Source organism: Streptomyces sp. NBC_00846, assembly GCF_045207325.1.
Taxonomy (GTDB): domain Bacteria; phylum Actinomycetota; class Actinomycetes; order Streptomycetales; family Streptomycetaceae; genus Streptomyces.
This window is the reverse complement of record NZ_CP108846.1, coordinates 5608107-5623969: the sequence shown is the minus strand read 5'-3', so window position 1 is coordinate 5623969 and position 15863 is coordinate 5608107. Positions and strand designations below refer to the sequence as shown.

Sequence of the window (15863 nt, the reverse complement as noted above, 5' to 3'; positions counted from 1 at the left end):
CGGCGGGGATCAGCCCATCTCCTCCAACGCCTTGCCCTTGGTCTCCTTCACGAACTTGAGCACGAAGGGGATCGAGAGCGTGGCGAAGCACGCGTAGATGATGTACGTGCCCGACAGGTTCCAGTCGGCCAGGCTCGGGAAGCTCGCGGTGATCACCCAGTTGGCGATCCACTGCGCGGACGCGGCGACGCCGAGCGCGGCGGCGCGGATCTTGTTCGGGAACATCTCACCGAGGAAGACCCAGACGATGACGCCCCACGACAGGGCGAAGAAGAGCACGAACACATGGGCGGCGACGAGCGCCACGATGCCCTGGGTGTGGGGCAGTTTGCCGCCGACCAGGGGAGCGGAGAAGGCCCATGCCTCGAAGGCGAGGGCGATGGCCATACCGGTGGAGCCGACCAGCGCGAGCGGCTTGCGGCCCACCCGGTCCACCAGCACCATCGCGATGACGGTACCGATGATGTTGATGATCGACGTGGTGAACGAGTACAGGAACGAGGCCGACGGGTCGATGCCGACGGACTGCCAGAGCGTCGCCGAGTAGTAGAACGCCACGTTGATGCCGACGAGTTGCTGGAAGACCGACAGGCCGATACCGACCCAGACGACCGGCAGGAAGCCGAAGCGGCTGCCCAGCAGGTCCGTGAACTTGGACTTGTGCTCCCGGTGCATGGCGGTCTCGATCTCGGTCACCCGGGCGTCGAGGTCGACGCCCTTGCCCTCGACCTCCGCCAGGATCTTCCGGGCCCGGTCCTTCTTGCCGACCGAGATCAGGAACCGCGGCGACTCGGGGATCGCCAACGAGAGGAGCCCGTAGAGAACGGCGGGGACGACCATCACGCCGAGCATCCACTGCCAGGCCTCGATGCCGCCGATCCTGCCGCGCTGGTCCCCGTCGGCGAGCTGCAGAATGCCGTAGTTGACCAGCTGGGAGATGGCGATGCCGATGACGATCGCGGCCTGCTGGAAGGAGCCGAGCCGGCCGCGGTAGGCGGGCGGCGAGACTTCCGCGATGTACGCCGGGCCGATCACCGAGGCCATACCGATGGCGAAACCGCCGATGATGCGCCACATCGCCAGGTCCCAGAGGGCGAACGGGAGCGCGGAGCCGAGGGCGCTGATGGTGAAGAGCACGGAGGCGATCTGCATGCAGCGGATGCGGCCGATGCGGTCGGCGATGCGGCCCGCCGTGGCCGCGCCGATCGCACAGCCGATCAGCGCGATGGCGATGACCTGGGCGAGCGTTGCCGAGCCGATGTCGTACCGGCTGCGGATCGCCTCGACGGCGCCGTTGATGACGGAGCTGTCGTAGCCGAACAGGAAGCCACCCATCGCCGCGGCCGCCGTGATGAAGATGACATGGCCCAGGTGGTCCGGGTGGGCCCCTCGGGCTCCGGACGCCGGTCCCTGCGCTGTGCTGGTCACGTGAACTCCTGATGCCTGGCCGCGTCGTCAGGTGTGGGGCGAGCTCCGAACTGAGGGGGTAAGCCCTTCCAAGTGGCGCATAACTCCACTCCTGCCACCACTTGAAGATAGGGAGCAAGCCAGAGAGATTATTCATTCAAATCCCGAAGTCGAGATTGCGTTTTTTGGGCCTACTCGACGAAGGCTCTTCCAACTGACGCGTTGAAGCCTTGAAGGTGGAGGGAAGCGTCAGCGCAGCCGCTGGCTGATGACCTTGGAGACCCCGTCACCCTGCATCGAGACGCCGTACAGCGCGTCCGCGACCTCCATCGTCCGCTTCTGATGCGTGATCACGATCAGCTGAGAACTCTCCTGGAGCTCCTCCATGATCCGGATCAGCCGCTGCAGATTGGTGTCGTCGAGCGCCGCCTCGACCTCGTCCATCACGTAGAACGGGCTGGGCCTGGCCTTGAAGATCGAGACCAGCAACGCCACCGCCGTCAGCGAGCGTTCCCCGCCGGACAACAGCGAGAGCCGCTTGACCTTCTTGCCCGGCGGCCGGGCCTCGACGTCCACACCGGTCGCGAGCATATTGTCCGGATCGGTCAGGAGGAGCCGCCCCTCGCCACCCGGGAAGAGCCGCGAGAAGACGCCCTCGAACTCACGGGCCGTGTCCCGGTACGCCTCGGTGAACACCTGCTCGACCCGCTCGTCGACCTCCTTGATGACCTGTATCAGGTCGGCCCGGGTCTTCTTCAGGTCTTCGAGCTGCTCGGAGAGGAACTTGTGCCGCTCCTCCAGCGCCGAGAACTCCTCCAGGGCGAGCGGATTCACCTTTCCGAGCTGCTGATACGCCCGTTCGGCCGACCTGAGCCGCTTCTCCTGTTCGGCCCGGACGAACGGCTTCGGCTGGTTGCGCGGGTGCTCGGGGTCCTCCGGCAGCTCCTCGCCCTCGGCCGGCGGTGAGGGCGGTACGAGCTGGTCGGGGCCGTACTCGGCGGCCAGCCCGGCCGGCTCGACGCCCAGCTCCTCCAGCGCCTTCGTCTCCAGCTGCTCCATCCGCAGCCGCTTCTCGGCACCGAGCACCTCGCCGCGGTGGACGGAGTCGGTGAGCTTGTCCAGCTCGCTCTTGAGCTCGCGGCCCTGGTCACGCTCGGCCGCCAGCTCCCGTTCCCGCCCCGCCTTCGCCGCCTCGGCCGCGACCCTCTCCTGCTCCGCCCGTACGACGGACACCTCGACGTGGGCCAGCAGCTGACGGGCGCCGGACGCGACGGCCGAGGCCACCGCCGCCTCGTGCCGCAGCCTGGCGCGACGCTGCTCGGCGCGGGCCCGGGCCTCGCGTTCGGCGCGGGCTCCCCGGTCGAGGGCGTCCGCGCGGCCCGCGAGTCCCTTGACCCGCTCCTCGTGGGTACGGACCTGGAGGCGGGCCTCCATCTCGGTCTGGCGGGCGTTGGCACCGTCGGCGGCGAGCCGGTCGCGTACGGAGGTGTCCGGCTCCTCCTCGACCGGCATCTCCTCGGCGACGAGCAGCCGCTCGGCCAGTTCCTCGGCCTCCTCCGTCGCCCGTTCGAGGGCCTCCTGGGCACGGGCGGCGGACGCGGTCGTCCGCTCGGCCTCGCCCGCTGCTCCGCGGGCCTGCCCGGCGAGCCGGCCGAGCTGCTGGGCCACCCCGGACTTCTCCCGCTCAGCGGCCCGGCGCCGCTCCCCCAGCTCCTCGAAGAGCCCGGCGCACGCGCCGCGCCGCTCCCCGGCGAGCCGCTGCGCCTCGGTCAACTCCACGCACCGTACGGCCAGTTCCTCCAGCTGGGCGGCGGCCTCGTCGACCGACGCCTGCACTTCGAGGAGGCTCGGTGCTCCGGCGGAACCACCGTGCGCGAAGCGGGCCGAGAGAATGTCGCCCTCGGCGGTAACGGCTGTCAGCTCCGGGCGTGCGGCCACGAGATCCTCGGCGTCCTCCAGGGTGCCGACGACCACCATGTCCCGCACCAGTCTCTGTACGGTGCCCACCAGTTCGGCCGGCCCGTCGACGAGGACGGCGACGGCGGGCGGACTTCCGGCAGCCGTACTTCCGACGGGCAGACTTCCGGCGGGCACTGCGGTCGCATCGCCCTCACCCGCACCAGAGGCAACACTCGCACCAGAGGCAACTGTCGCACCAGAGCCACCAAAGGCACCAGAGCCACCACCATCCCCGCCGTGATCACGCACCCCGCCCAGCAACAGCGCCGCCCGCCCCGCGTCCTGTTTGCGCAGCAGCCTGATCGCGTCCGCCGCCGTGGCCGGGTCCGTCACCGCGATCGCGTCCGCCGCCGTGCCCAGGGCCGCCGCCACCGCAACTTCGTACCCCGGCTCCACCGTCAGGAGTTCCGCAGCCGGTCCGATCAGTCCGGACAGACGGTCCCGGGCGCCGAGCAGGGCACCGGTGCCGTCCTTGCGGCGCAGGCCGAGGGCCAGCGCCTCATGGCGGGCCGCGACCGCCGCCCGCTTCCGTTCGGCGGCAGTGGCCGTCTCCCGGGCCGTGGCGAGCGCCACCTCCGCCTCCGCCAGTTCCCGCTTGGCGGCATCGTGCCGCACGCCCAGCTCCGCATCGCCCGCGTCCAGGCCCTCGACCTCGGCCTTGAGCTGCTCGTACTCCTCCTGAGCGGCCACCGCCCGCTCCCGCGCCTCGTCGCGGGAGGCGGCCAGCCGGTCGATCTCGGCCTGCGCCGAACCGGCCCGGCCGCGGGCCGCGTTGACCTGCCCGTGCAGCCGGGCGAGTTCTTCGCGGCGGTCCGCGATGGCCCGCGCGGCGTCCTTCAGCCTGCGTTCCTCGGCCGCCAACCCCCGTTCCAGGTCGGCGCGATGGGCGGCGGTGTCCTCCAAGGCGTGTTCCGCCGCCTCCAGGGCGGCCGTCAGCTCCGCCTCCTGCTCACGGATGCGGGCTGCCTCCCGCTCCATGCTTTCGGGGTCCCTGAATCCCGTACCGCGCCGCTCCTCCTCGGGGGCGGCCGAGGCGCTCTTCACCCGGGCGTCGGCCAGCGAGATCGTGCCGCGCACCCGCTCGGCCAGCTGCGACAGCTCGTACCAGGTCTGCTGGGCCCGCTGGAGCCGCGGCGCCAGCCGCCGTACCTCGTCCTCCAGCTCCGCCTCGCGCGCCAGCGCCGCCTTGAGCTCCGCCTCCGCGGCCTCCCGACGCTGCTTGAGCGCCGCTTCGTCGGCGATCTCGCTACGCAGCGCGGTGTGCAGCCGCACCAGGTCGTCGGCGAGCAGCCGCAGCCTGGCATCGCGCAGATCGGCCTGGATGACGGCGGCCCGGCGTGCCACGGCCGCCTGCCGGCCCAGCGGCTTCAGCTGTCGTCGCAGCTCGTCGGTCAGGTCCTGGACGCGGGCCAGATTGGCTCCCATCGCGTCCAGTTTCCGCAGCGCCTTCTCTTTCCGCTTGCGGTGCTTGAGCACGCCCGCGGCCTCTTCGATGAATGCGCGCCGCCCCATCGGGTCGGCGTGGAGTACGGAGTCCAGCCGGCCCTGACCGACGATGACGTGCATCTCCCGGCCGATACCGGAGTCCGAGAGGAGTTCCTGGATGTCCAGGAGCCGGCAGGTGTCGCCATTGAGCTGGTATTCACTGCCGCCATTGCGGAACATGATCCGAGTGATCGTCACTTCGGCGTACTCGATGGGCAGTGCGCCATCGGAATTGTCGATGGTCAGCGCTACTTCCGCCCGGCCGAGCGGCGGGCGCCCGGTCGTTCCGGCGAAGATCACGTCTTCCATCTTGCCGCCGCGCAGGGATTTGGCACCCTGTTCCCCCATGACCCAGGAGAGCGCGTCCACCACATTGGACTTGCCAGACCCATTGGGACCGACGACACACGTGATACCGGGTTCGAACCGCAGCGTCGTGGCGGAGGCGAACGATTTGAATCCACGCAGGGTCAGGGCCTTGAGGTGCACGCCGCCGGACTCTACCTTTCGCTCTCGGTTTCGCTGATGAAGGTGCAGGGCACATCAGACGGTAAGGGAAGGGGTGTACGTCCGGGGCGGGTACCGCGCAGGTCCGAGCGGAGAGATCCGCGCAAAAGAAAGAAGGGACGCCGAAGCGCCCCTTGTAAATCTTGTGCGGTATTGCGTGCGGTGTTACTGGTGCAGCGGCATTGACGGATCAAGGATGTGTCACGAAGGTGACAGATCAAGAGCAGTGATCTTCAATGATCCGGCGACGATCCGGGTGATGTTCTCGGACGACTACTGACGCGTACAGCCCGACCGGCCCGAGGGCCATCGGTCAGGTCAGCGCCGGCTCCGCCTGAGGTACGTCGATGTCGATGCTGTCGAGCAGCGACTCTTGGTGCTGGGCGGCGGCATTGAGCGCGTCGTTCTCGTCCTGAATCCGTACGAGCTCGGATTCGAGGTCCTGGACGCGTTGCTGGAGCCGTCGCATCTCGGCGAGGAGTCGCGGGTCGGAACCGCCGACGTAACCGAGAAGCGCCTTTGCCATGATGGATGGTCCTCCACACTGAGTGACCGACCGATGCGGTGTGGGTCGTGAGGGAATCGCACCCGCGGTGCTCGGCAGTGCTCTGTACTCACTGCTGTTCTGCTGCCAAACAGCTCTGCCGAACAGCTGCGGTGCGCGGGGATTTCAGCGTCTCACCAAAAAGTTTGACGGTCAACACGATCACGCCCTGTAGAGGCGGGCAGCCCTGGGGCGCGCGGCTTGACGATCATGCGGCGCGACTCTCCTGCGGGGCCCTCGGGGGCGTGGAGATCATCCTTACTGCCGCAGCCTGGCATGCCAACCGAATCTTGGCAACCACCGGGTCATTCCGCAGGTCATTTCATGTGTACGCAGATGAGCGCCCCGCCGCCTCACCGCACGCCACCCTTCGAACACGGCCCGAACACGGCCCCCGATCCGGAGCCCTGACCGGCCCCCGATCAGCGGATCGCGAAACCGTCGTAACCGCCGCGTGGGGTGTCCCATATCTCAGTGACTCCGTCGACGCGCCCGGGTGTGTCGTCCGAGCGCAGCCAGTCCAGCAGGCGGTGGCAATTCTCACGTCGCCCCTCGGCGACGACCTGCACCCTGCCGTCGTCGAGATTGACGGCGAAGCCGGTGAGACCGCCGATCTCCAGAGCATTTGCCCTGGTGAACCAGCGGAACCCTACTTGGTGTACTCGACCGCGCACCCAGGCGGTGAGCCGTACGTCTTCGTTCATGCCTGAACGCTAACCGGCCGATTGCTCGCGGAGCACTTTCTGCCGAGAAGCCATGGCGTACAGTCCCGTCGCAATAACCTCACCCGATCGGGTGAGGTGTGTTGACGCCGGGACCGGCGTCCAGACCGTCAGAAGGGCTCAGTAGATGGGACGCCATCGACGCTCCGCCGCAGCTCCTGCTGTTCAGGACCGCGCGGCGGGGGACCCGGGGCGCCACCGAGGTGCGCGCCACGGGAAGCGGACCGGGACACCTGTTCGTACCGGACTGATCGGCGCCTCCGCCGCCCTTGCCGTGGGGGCCGTCGCGGTCGCCTCCGGCCTGCTGCCGGGCGGCGACACCTACTCGGTCGGCGGTGGCCCGGCCGCGGATCAGGTGCGGACCGAAGGGGTCCCCGATCGGCTGGGCCCGGACGGCTCGACCACCGCGCCGGCCGACCGCGCCGGTGCGTCCGCCCAGGCCAGTCGCGGCGCTGGGCGGGCCGACGGCCCGACGAAGGCGGAGTCACCCTCCGGATCCCCGTCGTCCGCCAAGCCGTCGAGGACGTCCGAGCCGACCGGGCGGACGGAGTCGTCCCCGCCGCCGACCTCTCCGACATCGTCGAAGACCGCCGCGCCGGTCACCACCGAGAAGTCGTCGGCCGCGCCCGAGGCCCCCGCCTCCTCCGCTCCGGCCACCCGCAGGTCCGCGGCGCCGGCCGCCGCCACCTCCTCCCAGGCCGCCGTGCTCGCCCTGGTCAACCAGGAACGCTCGAAGGTTGGCTGCAGCCCCGTGACGGCCAGCGCCTCACTGGCCTCGCTCGCCCAGAACTTCAGCGACGACATGGCTGCCCGGGGCTTCTTCGACCACACCGACCCCGATGGCCGGACCCCCTGGGACCGCGCCTCCGAAGCCGGGGTGAAGGGGCTCGGCGGCGAGAACATCGCCCGCGGCCAGGCCGACGCACAGGCCGTGATGGACTCCTGGATGAACAGCGCCGGCCACCGGGCAAACATTCTCAACTGCGACTACAAGACGCTCGGCGTCGGCGTGCACTTCGGCGCGGGCGGCCCCTGGTGGACCCAGGACTTCGGCTTCTGAGAGGTCCACCCACTGGGAGAAAGCGCATCCCGGCAGTGAGCGCTGTGCGGGCGTAGGCTGTCCGGATGGACGAGAAGACCCGTCTGGACGCGCTCGCCTTCGACGTGTTCTCCAGGCAGTGCCCCTCGCGCGGCACCTTGGAGCATGTCACCGGCCGCTGGGGCAGCCTGACGCTCGGAGCCCTGTACGACGGCAGTTTCCGCTTCAACGAGCTCCGTCGCCGGGTCGACGGGGTGAGCGAGAAGATGCTGTCGCAGACGCTCCACGCCCTGGAGCGGGACGGTCTGGTCCACCGCGAGGCCCAGCCGACCAATCCGCCGCGCGTCGACTACGAGCTGACGCCCCTGGGCCGGCAGGTCGCCGAACGGCTGCTCGCGCTGATCGGTCTCGTCGAGGGCCGGATGCCCGAAGTGCTCCGGGCCCGCGACCGGTACGACGAGGCCCACCCTCGCCCGGAGCTCCGGGCCTAGGAAACCGGCCCTGGGAAGCCCGGCCTAGGAAACGGTGCGCGGCGGCCGCTGGCAGCGCGGGCAGAAGTAGCTGGAGCGGTTCATCCACGCCCGGCGGCGTATCGGCGTACCGCAGCGGTGACAGGGCTCGCCCTCCTGCCCGTATGCGTCGAGGGAGCGGTCGAAGTAGCCGGACTCGCCGTTCACGTTGACGTAGAGGCTGTCGAAGCTGGTACCACCCTGGTCGAGCGCCGCGTTCATCACGTCGCGGGCATGGCCCAGCAGTTCGGCCGACTTGGGGCGGGTGAGGGTCGAGGTCGGGCGGTCGTAGTGCAGCTTGGCGCGCCAGAGCGTCTCGTCCGCGTAGATGTTGCCGACTCCGCTGATCAGCGACTGGTCGAGCAGCGCGCGCTTGATCGTCGTACGGCGCAATCGCAGGGCCGCGTGGAACGCCGCGTCGTCGAAGGCCGGGTCCAGAGGGTCGCGGGCGATGTGCGCGATGGTGTCGGGCAGCCCGTCCGTGCTGTCGGCGGCGCATTCGTGGAGCGAGAGCCCCCCGAACGTCCGCTGGTCGACGAAGCGCAGCTCGGTACCGAGCGAGTCCTGGAAGCGGATCCGGATGCGCAGATGTTTCTCGTCGGGGGCATCCTGCGGCTGTACGAGCAGTTGGCCGCTCATGCCGAGGTGGCCCAGCAGCGAGCTGGAGGCGTCGTCCAGCGGCACCCAGAGGTATTTGCCGCGCCGCATGGCCGGACCGAGGCGGGCACCGCCCAGCCGGGCCGCGAAGTCCACACCGCCTGCGGGATGGCGACGGACGGCACGCGGGTGCAGCACCTCGACGTCTGAGACGGTCCGGCCGGTGACCCAGCGCTCAAGACCCCGCCGTACGACTTCGACCTCGGGCAGCTCGGGCACGGTGTGGCTCCTCGTTCAGGGACGTTCCCAGGGTATCCGGACAGCGAAAACCCCCCGGTGCGCAGGGCACCGGGGGGAATTCGGGGTCAGGCCGGAGCGACGTCCGACGACGGCGACGGGTCGGCAGGGGTGTCGGCGGCCCCTCCGTCGGCAGCGGCCTTCGCCGCGGCCTCCCGCGCTTCCGCGGCGGCGCTGATCTCACGCCAGGCGGACTCCGCCGCCTGCTGCTCCGCTTCCTTCTTGCTACGGCCGGTGCCGGTGCCGTACGAGACACCACCGACGCGAGCAGCAGCAGTAAAGGTCTTCTCGTGGTCCGGGCCGGTCTCCGTGACGAGGTACTCGGGGACGCCGAGGCTCTCGCTCGCGGTGAGTTCCTGGAGGCTGGTCTTCCAGTCCAGGCCGGCACCGAGGTTGGAGGACCTGTCGATCAGCGGGTCGAAGAGCCGGTGGACCAGCTCCGAGGCCGCACTGAGGCCCTGGTCGAGATAGACCGCGCCGATCACCGCTTCAAGGGTGTCGGCGAGGATGGACGCCTTGTCCCTGCCGCCCGTGCCCTCTTCACCGCGGCCGAGCCGGATGAAGGAGCCGAGTTCGAGGCCGCGGCCCACTTCCGCAAGTGCACGCGAGTTGACCACCGCGGCCCGCAATTTGGCCAGCTGGCCTTCGGGCAGGTCGGGGTGGGTGCGGTACAGCGTGTCCGTGACGACCAGGCCGAGCACCGAATCCCCGAGGAATTCGAGCCGCTCGTTGGTCGGCAGACCGCCGTTCTCGTACGCGTACGAACGGTGGGTCAGCGCACGCACCAGAAGGGCGGACTCGAGGTGATACCCGAGCCGCCCTTCCAGAAGCGTGTGGGACGAGGCTGTGTTGACGTTGTCTGCCTGCTTCTTGGCGTTGGACAACTCAGACATCGGGCCTCTCACCAGCCGCTCAGACCTCGAGGACCTGGCGCTTGTTGTACGTGCCGCAGCTGGGGCACGCGATGTGCTGCAGCTTCGGCTCCTGGCAACGCTCGCACGAAACCAGGGTGGGGACCGCAGCCTTCCACTGCGACCGGCGGTGGCGCGTGTTGCTGCGCGACATCTTCCGCTTCGGAACAGCCACGGCTACTTCTCCTGCTTCTCGTCGACGCCCGCTTCGGCGCCGCCCATGTTGTCCTTCTCGCCGTCCTGAACGGTGTCGGCGAGTCCTTGCAATGCCGCCCAACGGATGTCCACGGCATCGTGGTGGTGTCCGGGGTTCTCGTCCAGCCTGATTCCGCATTCGGAACACAGACCGGCACAGGACTCCCGGCACACCGGCTGCATCGGCAGTGCGAGCACCACCGCATCACGCAGCACTGGTTCGAGGTCGAACAGGCCGTCCTCGATGAAGAGCCTGTCCTCGTCGTCCTCGGCGTCGTCGGCCGGTTCCGCCTTGTGGCTGCGGCCCCGGTCATCGGCGTCAGGGTACGAGAACATCTCCTGGAAGTCCGCCGCAACCTCGAGGCGCAGCGGCTCCAGACACCTTACGCACTCCCCCTCGGCCGACGCACGGGCGGTGCCTGTGACAAGCACCCCCTCCATGACCGATTCGAGACGGAGTTCCAGCTCCACGGGTGCGCCTTCCGGCACACCGATGACCTCGTCGATGCCGAGGGCCGGTGAGCCGGGCGCGTCCACGGTGCGGGTCAGCCGCTGGAGGGCACCGGGACGCCGACCCAGCTCGTGCGTATCGAACACGAGAGGGTTTCGGTGGTCGAGGTGGCCGTTCAGGGCTTTTCCTGCTTTCGAAATCATGTGCATCACACAGCGTGGGGAGGGCCGCCCGGTTTCGGATGCGAAACGGGCAGCCTGGATCGCGGACATGCGCGACCGGAGAGCAAGGATACTGGACGCGCCGCCCAGCTCCCAATCCGGTCCACCGGTCCCCTGTACGGCCCGGACGCCGTGGCGACCGGGCCGCCGGCGCGACCGGTCAGCGTTCCTGCTCGTACCGGCGCAGCTGGTCCAGGTCGATCATGCTGGTGTCGAACAGGCTGGTCTCGTCGAGGGCGCTCTCGCCCTGCGGCTGGAGCGCCTGCTGGGGCTGCATGGGCTGCTGCTGCCAGCCGTCGTACCCCTGGACCGGGATCTGGGCCTGGGCCTGGCTCTGGTCGTAGCCCTGCTGCTGATAGGCGGCGTACGGGTCGGGCTGCTGCTGGTACCCGTAGACGTCCTGCTGCGGCTGCGGCTGCTCCTGGTACGCGTACGTCTCCGCGTAGTCCGGCCGGTCCTGGGCGGGGAAGTGCGGCTGGAGCTGCTGGTGCACCGGCTGCGGTTCCGGGGTGGCCAGCTCGGCGAGGCCGGCCCAGTGGTCCTCGTCGCTCATGCGGACCTGGTTGCCCGCCGCGTCCTGGGCGGCCATGTGGACGCCGAGTTCGTCGGTGGCGACCCGGCCGTGCAGCTTCTGCCGGCCGCGGCCGACCGCCTCCAGGGTCTTGGCGAGCACGGCCTCGAAGGCGCCGAGCTTGGTGTCCACGTACTCGTCGGCGCGGCGCTGGAGCGTGGCCGGGTCGGTGCTGCGCTCGGGGGCCTCGGCGAAGTCCGGGTCCTCGTATCCCTGCTCGTCGAAGGCCTGGCCGCGGCCGAGGAGCTTCTCGCGGCCCCGGTCGACGGAGCCGATGGTCTTGGTGAGGACGACCTCGAAGTTGGCGAGCTTGCTGTCGACGTACTCGTCGGCTTCGGCGCGGACCTCATCGGCCTCCCGGCGGGCCTCACCGAGGATGCGGTCGGCCTCGCTGCGGGACTGCACGGCGACCTCGGTCCCGGAGATCAGCGAGGCGCGTTCGGCGTGTGCGGCCTCGATGATCCGCTCGGCCTCCTGACGGGCCTGCTCGGCCATCTGCTCCCGCCCGCCGATCAGCTCCTGGGCGTGGGCGAGCGAGCCGGGCAGGGCCTCGCGCACCTCTTCGAGCATCGCAAGCAGCTCGGCGCGGTTGACCACGCACGAAGCCGACATGGGCATGGACCGGGCGCTCCCGACCGCCTCGACGATCTCGTCGAGCTTCTTCTGCACGTCCACCGTGTGCTCGCCACTCTCTACTGCCGATTGGAGACGGACGGGACGACTGTACGGCCAGTCGGCGCCCGCCCGACACCTGGTGACGGTTGGCCAGATATTCGGCGCCGGATCAGCGTTCTCCCAGGCGCTCCACGAGGGCTGCGTGGACCACCGGGGGCAGCAGGTGAGAGACGTCGCCGCCCCAGGTGGCGACCTCCTTGACCAGGGAGGACGACAGGAAACTGTAGGTGGGATTGGTCGGCACGAAGAGCGTCTCGACGCCGGAGAGACCGTTGTTCATCTGGGCCATCTGCAGCTCGTAGTCGAAGTCGCTGACGGCCCGCAGGCCCTTCACGATCGCCGGGATGTCGCGCTGCTTGCAGAAGTCGACCAGGAGGCCGTGGAAGGACTCGACCTGGACGTTACCGAAGTCCGCGGTGACCTGGCGGATCAGGTCGATGCGCTCGTCGACCGTGAAGAGGCCCTTCTTGGACTGGTTGATCATCACCGCGACATGGACGACGTCGTACAGCTTCGAGGCGCGGCCAATGATGTCGAGGTGTCCATTGGTGATGGGGTCGAACGACCCCGGGCAGACGGCGCGGCGCAACTTGATTCCCTCGCTCTCCGGTCCGGTCATCGTGCGTCTTCGCACGTAGAGGCGGCGCGACCGTACCAAAGCGTTCCCTCGCCGTAGCGACGGGCCCGCAGTGGCTCGAATCCCTTGGGCCAGTTGAATTCCCCGCCTCTGGTGCCGCGTTCCACGGTGACGAGCGCATCGGCTGCGAGCCACCCCTGGGTACGGAGTGTGAGCAGTATCTCGGCGAGATCGTCGTCGGTCACGGCGTACGGCGGGTCCAGGAACACCACGTCGTAGGGCTCCGCGGGCGCCGGCCCTGTCACGATCTGTTCTGCTTTGCCGGTACGGACTTCGGCGCCGGGCAGTCCGAGCGTGCGGACGTTGTCCCGGACGGTGCGGACGGCCCTGGGGTCGGTCTCGACGAGCAGGGCGTGGACGGCGCCGCGCGAGAGCGCTTCCAGGCCGACGGCGCCGGAGCCCGCGTACAGATCCGCGATACGGGTGCCGTGGAGGCTGCCCAGGAGGGCTTCCCAGGTGGAGAAGAGGCCCTCGCGTGCTCGGTCGGAGGTGGGGCGGGTGCCGGTGCCGGGCGGGACGGCCAGGCGGCGTCCGCCGGCCGAGCCGGCGATCACGCGGGTCATGGGTGTCTGGTCCTCGGTTCGTGGGTGGCCCGCAGGATGCTGCGGCGCCGTGGCATCCACGATATGGCGTCGCGGCGGATCGGGCCCGCGGGCGTGTCTCGGAAGTCCCGCTTGCCCGGCGACGCCTGGCCCGCACGCTCGCTGCGTTGTCCGGCTCATACAGGTACGTCCAGTACGAGGACGACCCTCCGCCTTGCGATCGCACGCACCAGACGCCGCCGGGCCCGCCCTTGGGGCGGACGGCGGGACTTCCGACACACGCCCGCGCACCCGTCACCCCTTGTCGAGGTACTGTTCGCGCTCTTTGTCGAGCAGCGCGTCCAGCGCGGTCCGCAGCTCCGGCAGGTGTTCCAGCTCCGGGTCGGCGGTGACGATCGCCGCGGCCTCCGCGCGGGCGGCGGCGATGACCTCCTCGTCGTCGATGACGGTGAGCATCCGCAGCGAGGAGCGGACCCCGGACTGGGCCTGGCCGAGGACATCGCCCTCACGGCGCTGTTCGAGGTCGATCCGGGACAGTTCGAAGCCGTCGAGGGTGGCGGCGACGGCCGACAGCCGGGCGCGGGCCGGACTCGCCTCGTGGGCCTCGCTGACCAGCAGGCAGAGTCCGGGGGCGGAGCCGCGGCCGACCCGGCCGCGCAGCTGGTGCAGCTGGGAGACCCCGAACCGGTCGGCGTCCATGATGACCATCGCGGTGGCGTTGGGGACGTTGACCCCAACCTCGATGACGGTGGTGGCGACGAGGACGTCGACCTGGCCCGCGCCGAAGCGGCGCATCACGTCGTCCTTGTCGTCGGGGTTCATCCTGCCGTGCAGCACCTCGACGCGCAGCCCGGTGAGCGGGCCCTTGGCGAGCTGTTCGGCGATCTCCAGGACGGCGAGCGGGGGGCGCTTCTCGCCGTCGTCCTCGGGTGCCTGCTTCTTCCCCTTCTTCCCTGCCGTCTCGTCCTCGGCGTCGTCGCCGATGCGGGGGCAGACCACGTAGGCCTGGTGTCCGCTTTCCACTTCTTCCCGGACCCGTTCCCAGGCGCGGCTGAGGAAGTGCGGTTTGTCCTTGGCGGGGACGACGTGGCTGGCGATCGGGGAACGGCCGGCGGGCAGCTGGTCCAGTACGGAGGTCTCCAGGTCACCGAAGACGGTCATGGCGACCGTACGGGGAATGGGGGTGGCGGTCATGACCAGCAGGTGCGGCTGCTGCTTCCCCTTGGACCGGAGCGCGTCGCGTTGTTCCACCCCGAAGCGGTGCTGTTCGTCGACGACGACCAGGCCCAGGTCGTGGAACTGCACCTTGTCCTCGATCAGCGCGTGCGTGCCGATCACGATCCCGGCCTCGCCGGTGACGAGGTCGAGCAGCGCCTGACGGCGGGCCGCCATCCCCATGGACCCGGTCAGCAGCACCACCTTCGTACCGAGGTCGGAGCCGCCCAGCATTCCGCCCTCGGCCAGCTCGCCCATCATTTCCGTGATGGACCGGTGGTGCTGCTGGGCGAGCACCTCGGTGGGCGCGAGCATGGCGGCCTGTCCGCCCGCGTCGACGACGCCGAGCATCGCGCGCAGCGCGACCATGGTCTTCCCGCTGCCCACCTCCCCTTGGAGGAGCCGGTGCATCGGGTGCTCGGTCGCCAGGTCGTCGAAGATCTCCTGGGAGACCTTCCGCTGCCCCTCGGTGAGGGTGAACGGCAGCTTCGCGTCGAAGGCGTCGAGCAGTCCGCCGTGGGCGGGTTTCCGGGCGACCGCCGGGAGCTGGGTGTCCGCGTATCTGCGGCGGGCCAGTGCGACCTGGAGGACGAATGCCTCGTCCCACTTCAGCCGGTCCCTGGCCTGGGCGATGTCCGCCTTGGTCTGCGGACGGTGCACCTTCAGCAACGCCTCCGGGAGCGGGATGAACCCGCGCCCCTCGCACAGGCTCGGCGGCAGTGGGTCGACGGCCTCCCGCGCGCTGGGCAGCACGGTGTCGACGGCCTTGGCGATCCGCCACGAGTCCAGCTGCTTGCAGGCCGGGTAGATCGGCAGCAGCCGCCCGGCGAAGGCGTCCACCGCTTCCGTGGCCTCGGCCCCGTCGATGGACTCGGCGTCCAGCAGCTGGTACGTGGGGTGGGCCAGCTGCATCTTGCGGTTGAAGACGGAGACCTTGCCCGCGAACATCGCCCTTCGGCCCGGCAGCAGTTCCTTGTGCGGCTTGTGGACGCCATGGCCGAAGAAGACGAGCTGGAGGCGGCCACTGCCGTCGGTGAGGGTCACTTCGAGGCGCTTGCCGCGGCCGTTGTTGAACATCACGACGCGGGCGTCGGCGACCTGGGCGACCACCGTCACATGCTCGTCCAGCGGGAGGTCGGTCAGCGCCGTGAGCCGGCCGCGCTCCTCGTACCGCCGCGGGTAGTGGTGCAGCAGATCACCGACCGTGTGCAGGTCGAGATGGTCGGCCATCACCTTCGCGGTGGCTCCGCCGAGCAGCTTCTTGAGGGGTTCATCGAACGCAGACACGCGATCCATTGCACACCACACCACTGACAGATGTCCGGTGGGCACCACCCGGGACGCCAAAATCCCCTGGTCGGAACCGTCGCCACGCCCCT

Annotated in this window: 14 protein-coding genes; 2 read left to right on the top strand and 12 right to left on the bottom strand. The window is 69.6% G+C overall.

What is annotated here, in order from left to right:
* Nucleotides 1-9: 9 nt before the first annotated feature.
* The 4 genes from OG936_RS25920 to OG936_RS25905 form a co-directional block, all read right to left on the bottom strand.
* On the bottom strand, nucleotides 10-1428 hold the full coding sequence (locus OG936_RS25920) for a sugar porter family MFS transporter (RefSeq protein WP_406497836.1): 1419 nt from the start codon (nucleotides 1426-1428) through the stop codon (nucleotides 10-12).
* A gap of 228 nt (nucleotides 1429-1656) precedes the next feature.
* Entirely contained in the window at nucleotides 1657-5340 is a 3684-nt protein-coding gene (locus OG936_RS25915) for an AAA family ATPase (protein ID WP_406497834.1), read from the bottom strand.
* Between the two features lie 331 nt (nucleotides 5341-5671).
* Nucleotides 5672-5884, bottom strand: a complete 213-nt coding sequence (locus tag OG936_RS25910) for a hypothetical protein (RefSeq protein ID WP_018551753.1) — start codon at nucleotides 5882-5884, stop codon at nucleotides 5672-5674.
* 440 nt (nucleotides 5885-6324) lie between these two features.
* Entirely contained in the window at nucleotides 6325-6606 is a 282-nt protein-coding gene (locus OG936_RS25905) for an acylphosphatase (protein ID WP_406497832.1), read from the bottom strand.
* A gap of 145 nt (nucleotides 6607-6751) precedes the next feature.
* Between OG936_RS25905 and OG936_RS25900 the strand changes: the two genes are divergently transcribed.
* Together OG936_RS25900 and OG936_RS25895 are read left to right on the top strand one after the other, a co-directional pair.
* Entirely contained in the window at nucleotides 6752-7684 is a 933-nt protein-coding gene (locus tag OG936_RS25900) for a CAP domain-containing protein (protein ID WP_406497831.1), read from the top strand.
* A 65-nt stretch (nucleotides 7685-7749) separates the two neighbouring features.
* Nucleotides 7750-8154, top strand: a complete 405-nt coding sequence (locus OG936_RS25895) for a winged helix-turn-helix transcriptional regulator (protein WP_406497830.1) — start codon at nucleotides 7750-7752, stop codon at nucleotides 8152-8154.
* 24 nt (nucleotides 8155-8178) lie between these two features.
* Here OG936_RS25895 and mutM read toward each other — a convergent pair whose 3' ends face one another.
* The 8 genes from mutM to recG all read right to left on the bottom strand — a co-directional run bounded on the left by mutM (nucleotide 8179) and on the right by recG (nucleotide 15780).
* Nucleotides 8179-9048, bottom strand: a complete 870-nt coding sequence (gene mutM, locus OG936_RS25890; RefSeq protein WP_406497828.1) for a bifunctional DNA-formamidopyrimidine glycosylase/DNA-(apurinic or apyrimidinic site) lyase — start codon at nucleotides 9046-9048, stop codon at nucleotides 8179-8181.
* Between the two features lie 86 nt (nucleotides 9049-9134).
* The gene (rnc, locus tag OG936_RS25885; protein WP_406497826.1) at nucleotides 9135-9959 is read right to left on the bottom strand and encodes a ribonuclease III; all 825 of its coding nucleotides are present in this window, start codon (nucleotides 9957-9959) and stop codon (nucleotides 9135-9137) included.
* Nucleotides 9960-9978: 19 nt separating this feature from the next.
* A complete protein-coding gene (gene rpmF / locus OG936_RS25880) occupies nucleotides 9979-10152 on the bottom strand; it encodes a 50S ribosomal protein L32 (protein WP_003965982.1) in 174 nt (57 codons plus the stop codon).
* A gap of 2 nt (nucleotides 10153-10154) precedes the next feature.
* Nucleotides 10155-10826, bottom strand: a complete 672-nt coding sequence (locus OG936_RS25875; RefSeq protein ID WP_383751462.1) for a YceD family protein — start codon at nucleotides 10824-10826, stop codon at nucleotides 10155-10157.
* Between the two features lie 178 nt (nucleotides 10827-11004).
* Nucleotides 11005-12090 (bottom strand): cell division initiation protein, encoded by a 1086-nt coding sequence (locus OG936_RS25870; RefSeq protein WP_406497823.1) that lies wholly within the window; start codon nucleotides 12088-12090, stop codon nucleotides 11005-11007.
* A 109-nt stretch (nucleotides 12091-12199) separates the two neighbouring features.
* Nucleotides 12200-12679: a pantetheine-phosphate adenylyltransferase gene (gene coaD / locus OG936_RS25865; RefSeq protein ID WP_266752491.1), complete on the bottom strand. Its 480-nt coding sequence runs from the start codon at nucleotides 12677-12679 to the stop codon at nucleotides 12200-12202.
* Nucleotides 12680-12705: 26 nt separating this feature from the next.
* Nucleotides 12706-13290 carry a 16S rRNA (guanine(966)-N(2))-methyltransferase RsmD gene (rsmD, locus tag OG936_RS25860; RefSeq protein WP_406497821.1) on the bottom strand — a complete coding sequence of 195 codons (585 nt, stop codon included), beginning with the start codon at nucleotides 13288-13290 and terminating at the stop codon, nucleotides 12706-12708.
* 273 nt (nucleotides 13291-13563) lie between these two features.
* Nucleotides 13564-15780 carry an ATP-dependent DNA helicase RecG gene (gene recG / locus OG936_RS25855; RefSeq protein ID WP_406497819.1) on the bottom strand — a complete coding sequence of 739 codons (2217 nt, stop codon included), beginning with the start codon at nucleotides 15778-15780 and terminating at the stop codon, nucleotides 13564-13566.
* Nucleotides 15781-15863: the final 83 nt, after the last annotated feature.